This window comes from Williamsia deligens (genome assembly GCF_024171765.1).
GTDB classification, from domain to species: domain Bacteria; phylum Actinomycetota; class Actinomycetes; order Mycobacteriales; family Mycobacteriaceae; genus Williamsia_A; species Williamsia_A deligens.
This window is the reverse complement of sequence record NZ_JAMTCI010000005.1, coordinates 97,431-109,065: the sequence shown is the minus strand read 5'-3', so window position 1 is coordinate 109,065 and position 11,635 is coordinate 97,431. Positions and strand designations below refer to the sequence as shown.

Here is an 11,635-nt window from a genome sequence, read left to right as displayed (position 1 = left end):
ACCTCGGACGACCGGGGCCGGCGGTTCATCGACCGCCTGCCCACCGCGAGCGGTCACCGACGACGACGCCGGGCGTCCGGGCAATCCCCGACGACCGACCGGTTCGGACACGACACCACTCCGACACGACGCGACGATCAGGGAATAGAGGCGAGAATCTGCCGTGAGCAGTTCGGTTTCAGACTTCGGACAGAACGAGTGGCTGGTGGAGGAGATGTACCAGCGATTCCGTGAGGATCCCGATTCGGTCGACCGGAGCTGGCACGACTTCCTCGAGTCCTACACACCGCCGGCGGACTCACCCGCCGTCACCAACGGGTCGTCCTCGAACGGCTCGCACGCCCCGTCGCGCTCCGCGTCCGGTACGTCGAACGGCAGCCCGTCGCCCGCGAGCGTGACCGAGGCACCCGCCACGAAGGCGGCCTCGGGACAGGCCGTGGAGAGCCGTGACGGCTCGGCCGCATCGGCGTCCGAGGCCGGCGACACCCCCACCACGGGGACGGCGCCGCACGCGACGACCCCGATCAAGAAGGACTCGGCGCCGAAGGACTCGGTCGGCGACAAGGCGGCACCGGCGAAGGACGCGCCCGCCAAGAGCCCCGAGAAGAAGCAGCCGGCGCCGGAGAAGAAGGCCGCCTCGAACGGCTCGGCGGCGGACAAGAAGGCGCCCGCCAAGGCCACCGGTGGTGAGTCGACTCCCGCGGAGGACACCTCGAAGGTGCTCCGCGGTGCGGCGGCCGCGGTCGCCAAGAACATGGCGCTGTCGTTGCAGATCCCGACCGCCACGAGCGTCCGGGCGATCCCGGCCAAGCTGATGATCGACAACCGCGTCGTCGTCAACAACCACCTCGCCCGCACCCGCGGCGGCAAGATCTCGTTCACCCACATCCTGGGCTACGCGATCGTGCAGGCGGTCAAGTCGTTCCCGAACATGAACCGGCACTTCGACGAGGTCGACGGCAAGCCGAACGCGATCTCACCGGCGCACATCAACCTGGGCCTCGCGATCGACCTGCCGGGCAAGGACGGCAGCCGGTCGCTCGTCGTGGCGGCGATCAAGAACACCGAGACGATGAAGTTCGGCGAGTTCCATGCCGCCTACGAGGACATCGTCAAGCGCGCCCGCGACGGCAAGCTGACCGCGGACGACTTCTCCGGGGTCACCATCTCGCTGACCAACCCCGGCACGATCGGCACCGTGCACTCCGTGCCGCGGCTGATGAAGGGCCAGGGCGCGATCATCGGCGCCGGCGCGATGGAGTACCCGGCCGAGTTCCAGGGTGCCAGCGACGAGCGGATCGCCGAGATGGGCGTCGGCAAGCTGATGACGCTCACCTCCACCTACGACCACCGCATCATCCAGGGCGCGGAATCGGGCGACTTCCTCCGCACGATCCACAACCTCCTCCTCGACGACGCGTTCTACGACGAGATCTTCACCGCGTTCCACATCCCGTACGAGCCGATCCGCTGGCGCAAGGACATCGCCTCCCCCGCGGTCGACAAGAACGCGCGTGTGCTCGAGCTCATCGCGGCCTACCGCAGCCGCGGTCACCTCATGGCCGACATCGACCCGTTGATGATCGACTCCGACGCCCGCGCAGCGCACCCCGATCTCAACGTCCTCACCTACGACCTGACGCTGTGGGACCTCGACCGCGACTTCAAGGTCGGTGGCTTCCACGGCCAGGACACGATGAAGCTGCGCGACATCCTGTCGGTGCTGCGCGACGCCTACTGCCGCCACGTGGGGGTGGAGTACACCCACATCCTCGAGCCGGAGCAGCAGCAGTGGCTGCAGGAGCGCGTGGAGATCAAGCACTCCAAACCGCCTGTGGGCGAACAGAAGTACATCCTGAGCAAGCTCAACGCCGCCGAGGCGTTCGAGACGTTCCTGCAGACCAAGTACGTCGGCCAGAAGCGGTTCTCGCTCGAGGGCGCCGAGACCGTCATCCCGATGATGGACGGCGTCATCGACCAGAGCGCCGAGCACGGGCTCGACGAGGTCGTGATCGGCATGCCGCACCGCGGGCGTCTCAACGTCCTCGCCAACATCGTCGGCAAGCCGTACTCGAAGATCTTCTCCGAGTTCGAGGGCAACCTGAACCCTTCGCAGGCGCACGGTTCCGGTGACGTGAAGTACCACCTCGGCGCCGAGGGCAAGTACTACCAGATGTTCGGCGACAACGAGATCAACGTCTCGCTGACCGCGAACCCGTCTCACCTCGAGGCCGTCGACCCGGTCCTCGAAGGTCTGGTGCGGGCCAAGCAGGACATGCTCGAGCGGCCCGACGAGGCGTTCACCGTGCTGCCCCTCATGCTCCACGGGGACGCGGCGTTCGCCGGACAGGGTGTCGTCGCCGAGACGCTGAACCTCGCCATGCTGCCCGGTTACCGCACCGGCGGCACCGTCCACATCGTCGTCAACAACCAGGTCGGGTTCACCACCGCGCCGGAGCACTCGCGTTCCACCGAGTACTGCACCGACGTCGCGAAGATGATCGGTGCGCCGATCTTCCACGTCAACGGTGACGATCCCGAGGCGTGTGTGTGGGCCGCGAAGCTCGCCGTCGACTACCGCCAGGCGTTCCACAAGGACGTCGTCATCGACCTCGTCTGCTACCGCCGCCGCGGTCACAACGAGGGCGACGACCCGTCGATGACGCAGCCCGCCATGTACGACGTGATCGACACCAAGCGCGGTGTCCGCAAGAGCTACACCGAGGCGCTGATCGGCCGCGGCGACATCTCCACCAAGGAGGCAGAGGACGCCCTACGGGACTACCAGGGTCAGCTGGAGCGGGTGTTCAACGAGGTCAAGGAACTCGAGAAGTTCACCCCGGCCCCGAGCCCGTCGGTCGAATCCGACCAGCAGCTCCCCCAGAAGCTCATGACCGGCATCGACGTGTCGGTCGTCGAGGCCATCGGCGACGCGTTCGCCTCGGTCCCCGAGGGCTTCTCACCGCATCAGCGTGTGAAGCCTGTGCTGACGCGACGTCAGGAGATGTCCCGTGAGGGCGGCATCGACTGGGCGTTCGGCGAGCTGCTCGCGTTCGGATCGCTGGTCCACGAGGGCCGCACGGTCCGGTTGTCCGGACAGGACAGTCGACGCGGCACGTTCTCCCAGCGGCACTCGGTCATCATCGACCGCAAGACCGGCCAGGAGTACACCCCGCTCAACCAGGTCGTGCAGACCGAGGGCGAGCAGTCGGGCGGACGGTTCCTCGCCTACGACTCGCCGCTCTCTGAGTTCGCGGTGGTCGGTTTCGAGTACGGCTACTCGGTCGGCAACCCCGACGCGATGGTGGTGTGGGAGGCGCAGTTCGGCGACTTCGTCAACGGCGCGCAGTCGATCATCGACGAGTTCATCTCGTCCGGTGAGGCCAAGTGGGGCCAGCTGTCCGACGTCGTGCTGCTCCTGCCGCACGGCCACGAGGGCCAGGGTCCCGACCACACGTCCGGTCGGATCGAGCGGTTCCTGCAGCTGTGCGCGGAGGGATCGATGACCGTCGCGCAACCGTCGACCCCGGCAAGTCATTTCCACCTGCTGCGTCGACATGTCCTCGACGGCATCAGCCGGCCGCTCGTCGTGTTCACCCCGAAGTCGATGCTGCGCAACAAGGCCGCGACCAGCCCCGTCGAGGAGTTCACGGACGGCAAGTTCCTCTCGATCATCGACGACCCCTCGGTCGCCGACGACGCGGCGGAGAAGGTCACCCGGGTGTTGCTCGTCAGCGGCAAGCTCTACTGGGATCTCGCCGCCCGCAAGAAGAAGGACGGCCGCGAGGACATCGCCATCGTGCGGGTCGAGCAGCTGTACCCGATCCCGCACCGGCGGTTGGCCCAGACCCTGGAGCGCTACCCCAACGCCGCCGACAAGCGCTGGGTGCAGGACGAGCCGGCCAACCAGGGCCCCTGGCCGTTCCTCGGCCTCAACCTGCCCGAGGTCCTGCCCGAGCACTTCGGATCCGGGTTCACCCGGGTCTCGCGGCGCGCGATGTCGGCGCCGTCGTCGGGCTCGAGCAAGGTCCACGCGGTCGAGCAGCAGGAGATCCTGGACAAGGCATTCGAATGACCCTGCCGGGTCGGGGCGTTCGAGTGACCTAGTCCGACCTGATCGGCGACCGGCCGCTCATCCGACAACTCGTCGGGTGGGCGGCCGGATCCGTCTGTGCAGTCGGATCAGGTGGTGGCGGCGAGAACCGTGTCGGGGACGTGGGATCCCGACATCTCCCCCGCCACGGCCCCGAGGCTGGGCAGGGCCACGGTGATCAACTCGAGCAGTTCGTCCCGGGTGACGGTCGGATCGGTGAGCCAGCGGATGGTGACGTCCTCGGAGAACGCGAGCCACCCGTTGATCGCCAACTCCACCAGCGGCGTCGGCTCGAGGCCGACGAGCTGCACGCTGCCGAGCGTCCGGCGCACCATCACCGACCGGGTCTCGTCGAACACCGCCTGCATCGTCGGGTCCGACGACGCCGAGCCGCGCATCAGTGCGAGGTAGAGGTTCCGGTTCTGAGTCACGAAGTCGACGAAGCCGCGGATGGTCCCGCGCAGCACCTCGATGGGGTCACCCAGTTCGAAGTCGGGCTCGGTCGCCTGCAGCATCCGCTGCGACTGCTCACGAGCCATCGCGACGTGGAAGTCCTGCTTGGTGTCGAAGTAGTGGAAGATCAGGGCGCGCGACACCCCGACGGCCTCGGCGACGGCCTCCACCGACACGTGGTCGAGCGGGCGGTCGGCCGCCATCGCCAGACCCTCTTCGATCAGCTGCAACCGCCGGGCCTCGGGGGTCATGCGGGTGCGCTTCGAGCCGGTCATGACCCCATCATACTGACTGATGGTCAATAGTCTATTGACCGGGCGTCAATACTGTGTACGATCTTACCCATGAACGATGTCAAGGTCGCCGTCGTCGGCGCCGGATTCTCCGGCATGGGCGCGGCCATCACCCTCAGCCAGAACGGTTTCGACGACTTTCTCGTCCTCGATCGCGGTTCGGACTTCGGCGGCACATGGCGCGACAACACCTATCCCGGTGCCGCCTGCGACGTCCCCTCGCACCTCTACTCGTACTCCTTCGAGCTGAACCCGGACTGGTCACGCTCGTTCTCCAAGCAGGCCGAGATCCACGCGTACATCAACCGCGTCGCCGACAAGTACGACCTGCACGCCCACACCTGGTTCCGCACCGAGGTGACCGACGCCCGCTGGGACGAGTCGCAGGGTCGCTGGATCATCAGCACCGATCACGCCACCGAGGGCAAGCGCGAGGTCCGCGCGGAGATCCTCGTCGGCGCGATCGGCCCGCTGTGCGAGCCGCGACTGCCCGACATCGAGGGCATCGAGGGATTCACCGGCGCCATCTTCCACTCGGCCCGGTGGGACCACGACACCGATCTGACCGGCAAGCGCGTCGCTGTCATCGGCACCGGCGCGTCCGCCGTGCAGATCATCCCGGAACTCGCCGGCAAGGTCGCCCACATGGACGTCTACCAGCGCACGGCTCCCTGGGTCCTGCCCCGCGCGGACCGCGAGTACACCAAGCTGGAGCACTGGATCTTCAACAACATCCCCGGCGCGCAGCGTCTGTCGCGCACCGGCATCTACCTCGGGCACGAGCTCGTGTCCTACGGCCTGACCCACCGCCCCGACGTCCTGCGCCCGGCGCACGCGATCGGCCGCGCGAACATCCGTCGCGGCATCGCCGACGCCGCGAAGCGCAAGAAGGTCACCCCGAAGTTCAAGGTGGGCTGCAAGCGCATCCTGCTCTCGAACACCTACTACCCCGCGCTCGGGCAGGACAACGTCGACATCGTCACCGACGGCATCGCGAAGGTGACCCCCACCGGCATCGTCAGCCGTGACGGGACGACCCGCGAGATCGACGCCATCGTGGTGGCCACCGGCTTCCACGTGACCGACTCCCCGGGGTTCGAGCACATCGTGGGACGCGAGGGCGAGAGCCTCGCCCAGGTGTGGGCGCGCGACGGCATGGCCGCCTACAAGGGGTCCACCGTGCACGGGTTCCCCAACATGTTTTTGATGATCGGGCCGGCCACCGGCCTCGGCCACACCTCCATGGTGTTCATGATCGAGTCGCAGCTGAACTACCTGGCGGACTGGCTGAAGACCGTGCGCCGCAACGACATCACGCGGACCGAGGTGCGGGCCGACGTGCAGCGCGAGTACAACCGCGAGGTGCAGTCGACCCTGCAGACGAGCGTCTGGGAGAACGGCGGGTGCTCGAGCTGGTACAAGGACAGCTTCGGCAACATCACGACCCTGTGGCCCGGCTTCACCTTCAACTACCGTAAGGCGACCAAGCAGTTCGACCTGGACGCCTACGAGACGCACCGCGCCGGCACCGACCGGTCGTCGGCGCCGCAACCCGCGTCCACGAACGCCTGACACGGAGGACCACATCCGATGAAGAACTTCTCCGGCAAGGTCGTCGTCGTCACCGGCGCCGCCAGCGGCATGGGACGCGACCTGGCACTGCAACTGGCCGACAAGGGTGCGCGCCTGGCCATCTCCGACATGAACCCCACCGGGCTCGAGGAGACGGCGGCGATGCTCGAGGCCAAGGGCGCCGATGTGCACAGCCAGCTGCTCAACGTCGCCGAGCGTGAGGCGGTCCTGGAGTACGCGGAGACCGTCGCGGCACACTTCGGCAAGGTCAACGCGATCTTCAACAACGCCGGGATCGCGCACCACGGCGAGGTCGAGTTGACGGACTTCAAGACCTACGAGCGGGTCATGGACGTCGACTACTGGGGCGTCGTCAACGGGACGAAGGCGTTCCTGCCGCACCTGATCGCCTCCGGCGACGGCCACGTCGTGAACACCTCGTCGTTGTTCGGTCTGATGTCGACCCCGGGCCAGAGTGCCTACAACGCCGCGAAGTTCGCGGTGCGCGGGTTCACCGAGTCCCTCATCCAGGAGATGCGGCTCGCGGGTCACCCCGTGTCGGTGTCGTGTGTCCACCCGGGCGGCATCAAGACGGCCATCGCCCGGAACGCCACCGTCAACGAGGGGTCCGACGCCGCGCAGTTCGCCGCGTTGTTCGACAAGAAGCTCGCCCGGATGAGTTCGCCCAAGGCCGCGTCGGTGATCATCGCCGGTGTCGAGAAGAACAAGGCGCGCATCCTCGTCGGCGCCGACGCGAAGTTCCTGGACAAGCTGGTACGGGTGCTCGGCTCGGCGTACATGCCCGTGGTCGCCAAGGCGGCCGGCGCGACGCTGCAGCCGCGCCGGTGAGCGCCGCCCCGTCGGGGCTGTCGTTGCCGATCGGGTTCGTGGAGCCGCTGACCCGCGTGTTGTACGCGGCGATGCTGCACCATCGGATGCCCGTCGCCTGGCAGCGCGCCATCGCCGACCATGCGCTCGACGTCGTCCCTCTGCCGACCGACACCGTGGTCCGCGACATCACGCTCGGAGGTCGGCCCACGGAGCGGGTGACCGTCGGCGCGACCGAGAACCCCACCGCGGTGCTGTATCTCCACGGCGGCGGTTATGTGATGGGGTCGCCCCGGTCGCATCGCCGTCTGACCGCTCCTCTCGCCGCGGTCACCGACGCGACGGTGTACGCCCCCGACTACCGCCTCGCACCGGAGGACCCGTTCCCCGCGGCAGTTGAGGACGGCGTCGCGGCCTTTCTCGATCTCGTCGGACCGCACGGTTTCTCGCCCGAGAGTGTCGCCATCGCCGGGGACTCCGCCGGCGGCGGGTTGTCGGTGGCCGTCACTCGACGCCTGATCGACGAGCACGACCTCACACCGGCAGCCCTCGGTCTGATCGCGCCCTGGATGGATCCCGCGATCGACACCGGGGTGTCCGGCCACGCGACCGACGTCATCGTCAACCACCCATGGTCACGAGCGTGTGCCGCCGCCTATCTCGCCGGCGGCGATCCGACCGACCCGGCGTACGCGCCGATGAACGGAGACCTGGCGGGGTTGCCACCGACCGTCGTCCACATCGGGGTCCGGGAGGCCCTCTACCCGCAGGCGACGACTTTCGTCGAGAAGGCCCGCGCGTCCGGTGTGGACGTGGACGTGCGCGAGTTCCCGCGCCTCTGGCACGTCGGGCACCTGCAGGCGAGCATGCTGGCCGAGGCCGCCGAGGCTGTCGATCACCTCGGTGCATTCCTACGCGCGCGGCTGGACGGTTCCGCCTGATCGAGGCCGTCGAGGTGGTGTCGGAGGCCATGGGCTACCGTCTCCGCGCAGGTGTACGGGTCCTCGGGAGGAGTTCGGTGACAGAGCCCTGGAATCAACCACCGCGATACGGACCGCCTTCGCAGCCGAACGGGCAGCAGTACGGGCCGCCGCCGCAGTACGGGCCTCCGCAATACGGACCGCCGCAGCAGTGGAGTGGTCAGCCGTATCCCCAGCAGGCCCCGCCGCAACAGCAGTGGTTCCTGCAGCAGCCCCAGCACCAGTGGCCGCCCCGGTTCCAGGTGCGTCTCACCGAGCACACCGGTGCGCTCATCCTCTGGTCACAACGCCGCTACACGGTGGTGGGCACCCTCGAGGAGTGCGAGGCGGCCTACCGCCGTGCCCAGAACCACTGCCTGGCCGTCGGCTGGTGGAGCATCGCATCGGTGATCCTGTTCAACTGGATCGCGATCGCCGGCAACCGCAGCGCCATCCGTGGTGCGCGGCAGCAAGCGGCGGCGCTCGGGTGGGCACCCCAGCAGCACTGACTTGGGCCCACACAGTGGTTCCATGTCTCATGCGGTTGTGCAGGATGCCACGACCAACAAGTGGTGGCCGCTTGACCGTAAACCGCCTACACAATGGCGACTTTGACGCATCACCCGGTGCGCGCAGACCTAGGTGCGGGAGTTCACGACGTCGCACGCACCACTCGGCTCACGCAGCAGGCCGGTCCATATCTCGCCGAACCTGGTTCGTGTTGTCATCCCGCGGCATCGCGGGTGCACGGGACCGGTGTTCGTGGCCGGTGGGTGTGCGGATCAGCGCTTCGTGGGTGCCGTCGTCGTCGATCGACGTGGTGACCTGCCAGCCGGGGTTCTCTTTCTGCCTGTTGTGGGTCCGGCACTCGCCCAGGCCATTAAGGCTGTCGGTGGGTCCGCCGTCGTGGTGGGGGTGGGCGTGGTCGATTTCGGCGATCGGGGCGTCGCAGTACGGGATCCGGCAGGAGATGTCGCGGCGGGTGATGAACCGGCGCAGACCGTTGGGGAAGATCCGGGCGCGGGATTCCATGGCCACCAGGGCGCCTTCGGGGGTGGCGAACAGTCGCCGCAGGGTGACGAGCGCGTCTGCATCGAGCGCGTCGGCGATGATGCCGCGGGCGGTGTCAGCAGGCACGGGTCCGTAGCCCGCGACCTCCGCAGCGGCGTCGGTGCCGCCGACGAGTACGTCCGCCGACACGACGACATCGACTGCGACGGCCACATCCTCAGCCCTGGCTTTGCCGGTGAGGCGTTCGAGGAGCGTGTCGGCCATGACCTGGGCGTGGGTGCGGTCGCCGTCTCCGACGAGGCCGTCGGCGTGCTGCTTGAGCGCGGCGTAGGCGGCGATGCCTGCGGTCATCGGGAGCAGCGCCGACAGTTGCACCATGGCGTCGGGTTTCGGACGCATCGACACCCGGCGGTCCTTGGGGGCGGCGGCGTTGCGGTCGACCACAGCCTGCGGATCACGCTGATAGGCGATCTGCTTGGCCAGCGCCTCGAGCGCCCGGTCACCGACACCGTCGAGCGTCGCGGCGTCTGCACACAGGGCGTGGTCGATCACGCGCCGGTCCTCGACCTGCAGGTAGGCGGTCTCGCGGACCAGGATCGTCGCACGCCATTCCGACAACACTCCCTCCCGCAGCCGCGCGAAGGTGTTCGGCATCTCGCCCATCGCGCGGGCGAACCCCAGATACCGGCCACCGGCGCTACCCGTCACCCGCCGCGCAAGAGCCACCTCCGCCGACAACCCCCGACACCGCCGCTCGACCGGCACACCCCGCTCCGCCTCAGCGTCAGATCGCAGCTCCTGCAGCCGCAGCGTCTGATCCGCCTGCACCGCAGCGCATGTGGCCTTCACTGACTCGGCGAGCGAGATCAGGTCGATCGCTTCCGCCTCATCCCCAGCGCTCGGCAGACCGGCGAGCGCAGCCATCACATCGCGCAACGCCTCACGGGCGTCGACGGTGCGGGTGGTCTCCATACGGACATGTGTACATGAAGCCTCCGACAACTCTCGTGGACGAAAGATACCTGTGCACAAACGGACTCGGATCCACAGGCACTTGCGCCGGAGCTGTTCAGAGACCCAGCGGCCGCGGGTCGAAGGTGACCCGGATCCGGGTGATGAGGCCGGACTCGACGTGGCTCCAGTTCGCTGTCGGGATCGGCGGAGCGGAGGCGGTGTGGAGGTCGAACCAGGTGATCGCGTCGTCGCCCTCGACCACCCGGGTGTGCAGCGTCAGATCGGTCATGATCGACTCCGCCATCCCCCGGAGTCCGGCGATGCACTCGTCCGCCCCGTGCGCTGTGCCCATGACGCCGACGAAGTCGACGTCGTCGGCGAGCACGGTGCGTAGTCGGTCGAAGTCCCGGTCCCTCCATGCGTCGAAGTAGGTGGTCACCGCTCGTCGTGTGTCGTCCGTGGTCATGTTCCGAGCGTCGCCGACCCCGGGTCATCTGTCCAACAGCTGATGGCGATGCCATTTAGCATCGTCAGTCATGGAGCTGCACCAGCTGCGCTACGTGGTCGCCGTCGTCGACGAGGGGTCGTTCACGGCGGCAGCCGAGTCGGTACGGGTGAGTCAGTCCGGTGTCAGCGCGCAGATCGCGAAGCTCGAACGCGAACTCGGCGTGGCCCTGCTCGATCGCACGACCCGCCGCGTCAGGCCGACCGCAGCCGGCGAGCACCTGATCCCGGTGATCCGCGCAGCGGTGGCGGCGGTGGACTCGGTCCGTGACACGGCGTCGGCGATCCGTGGCGTCGTCGCGGGCCGGCTGCGCGTGGGCACGGTGGGTGGGCTCGGATGGCCACCGGTGTTCGACGCGCTCGCCGCGCTGCACGCCGCCCATCCCGGACTCGACATCTCGGTGATCGAAGATGCCGCCGCGCCGCTCGTGGATCGCGTGCGCGCAGGGGAGATCGACGTCGCGGTGGCCGCCTGGACGGGCGACGGCCCTGACGGTCTGCGCTTCGTGACCGTCGTCGACGACGGGCTCGCCGCGTGGGTGACCCCGGACCATCCCTGGGCGACCCGGGATGCCGTCGGTCCCGACGACCTCGCCGACGCCGACGTGATCTCGCAGCCCGAGGGCACCGGCGCCCGCGCCGCGCTCGATGCAGTCCTCGCCGGTGCGGCAGGCCGACGGCCTCGGTGGGAGGTCGCCACCCCGGCGACCGCACTGGCCCTCGCTGCGCGCGGCCTCGGTGTCGCAGTGCTCTCGCAGACCACCGGACGCGGCGCAGGCGGGGTGGTCGACATCCGCATCGACGACCCGCGCGCCCGGTCGAGTCTGGGGATCGTGTGGCGCGACGATCCCGCCCCGGCGACCCGCGCCCTGCTGGACCGCCTCCTCCCCGCCGCAGACGGGACCTGAGCGGGCCCGTTGCTATCGTCGGCTGCCGGGCCGACCCGGTGTGACGCCGGGGAAGGGGCA

9 protein-coding genes are annotated in these 11,635 nt (G+C 68.5%); 6 read left to right on the top strand and 3 right to left on the bottom strand.

Going from position 1 to position 11,635, the window contains the following annotated elements:
* The first annotated feature begins 214 nt into the window (after positions 1 to 214).
* The gene (locus LX14_RS20100) at positions 215 to 4,075 is read left to right on the top strand and encodes a multifunctional oxoglutarate decarboxylase/oxoglutarate dehydrogenase thiamine pyrophosphate-binding subunit/dihydrolipoyllysine-residue succinyltransferase subunit (RefSeq protein ID WP_253649204.1); all 3,861 of its coding nucleotides are present in this window, start codon (positions 215 to 217) and stop codon (positions 4,073 to 4,075) included.
* A gap of 107 nt (positions 4,076 to 4,182) precedes the next feature.
* On the opposite strand, the gene LX14_RS20095 is transcribed toward LX14_RS20100, so the two are convergent.
* On the bottom strand, positions 4,183 to 4,821 hold the full coding sequence (locus tag LX14_RS20095; RefSeq protein ID WP_253649151.1) for a TetR/AcrR family transcriptional regulator: 639 nt from the start codon (positions 4,819 to 4,821) through the stop codon (positions 4,183 to 4,185).
* 69 nt (positions 4,822 to 4,890) lie between these two features.
* Between LX14_RS20095 and LX14_RS20090 the strand changes: the two genes are divergently transcribed.
* From LX14_RS20090 to LX14_RS21075, 4 genes are all read left to right on the top strand, one after another.
* The gene (locus LX14_RS20090; RefSeq protein ID WP_253649150.1) at positions 4,891 to 6,411 is read left to right on the top strand and encodes a flavin-containing monooxygenase; all 1,521 of its coding nucleotides are present in this window, start codon (positions 4,891 to 4,893) and stop codon (positions 6,409 to 6,411) included.
* Positions 6,412 to 6,429: 18 nt separating this feature from the next.
* Entirely contained in the window at positions 6,430 to 7,260 is an 831-nt protein-coding gene (locus LX14_RS20085; RefSeq protein WP_253649149.1) for an SDR family NAD(P)-dependent oxidoreductase, read from the top strand.
* A 71-nt stretch (positions 7,261 to 7,331) separates the two neighbouring features.
* The gene (locus tag LX14_RS20080; RefSeq protein ID WP_301284004.1) at positions 7,332 to 8,180 is read left to right on the top strand and encodes an alpha/beta hydrolase; all 849 of its coding nucleotides are present in this window, start codon (positions 7,332 to 7,334) and stop codon (positions 8,178 to 8,180) included.
* A 77-nt stretch (positions 8,181 to 8,257) separates the two neighbouring features.
* The gene (locus LX14_RS21075; RefSeq protein WP_253649147.1) at positions 8,258 to 8,707 is read left to right on the top strand and encodes a hypothetical protein; all 450 of its coding nucleotides are present in this window, start codon (positions 8,258 to 8,260) and stop codon (positions 8,705 to 8,707) included.
* A gap of 169 nt (positions 8,708 to 8,876) precedes the next feature.
* Here LX14_RS21075 and LX14_RS20070 read toward each other — a convergent pair whose 3' ends face one another.
* Together LX14_RS20070 and LX14_RS20065 are read right to left on the bottom strand one after the other, a co-directional pair.
* Complete coding sequence (locus LX14_RS20070; protein ID WP_253649146.1) at positions 8,877 to 10,181, bottom strand: HNH endonuclease signature motif containing protein; 1,305 nt, start codon at positions 10,179 to 10,181, stop codon at positions 8,877 to 8,879.
* A 97-nt stretch (positions 10,182 to 10,278) separates the two neighbouring features.
* Positions 10,279 to 10,629, bottom strand: a complete 351-nt coding sequence (locus LX14_RS20065) for a nuclear transport factor 2 family protein (protein WP_253649145.1) — start codon at positions 10,627 to 10,629, stop codon at positions 10,279 to 10,281.
* Positions 10,630 to 10,699: 70 nt separating this feature from the next.
* On the opposite strand from LX14_RS20065, the gene LX14_RS20060 reads away from it, so the two are divergent.
* On the top strand, positions 10,700 to 11,575 hold the full coding sequence (locus LX14_RS20060; RefSeq protein WP_253649144.1) for a LysR family transcriptional regulator: 876 nt from the start codon (positions 10,700 to 10,702) through the stop codon (positions 11,573 to 11,575).
* Positions 11,576 to 11,635 lie beyond the last annotated feature (60 nt).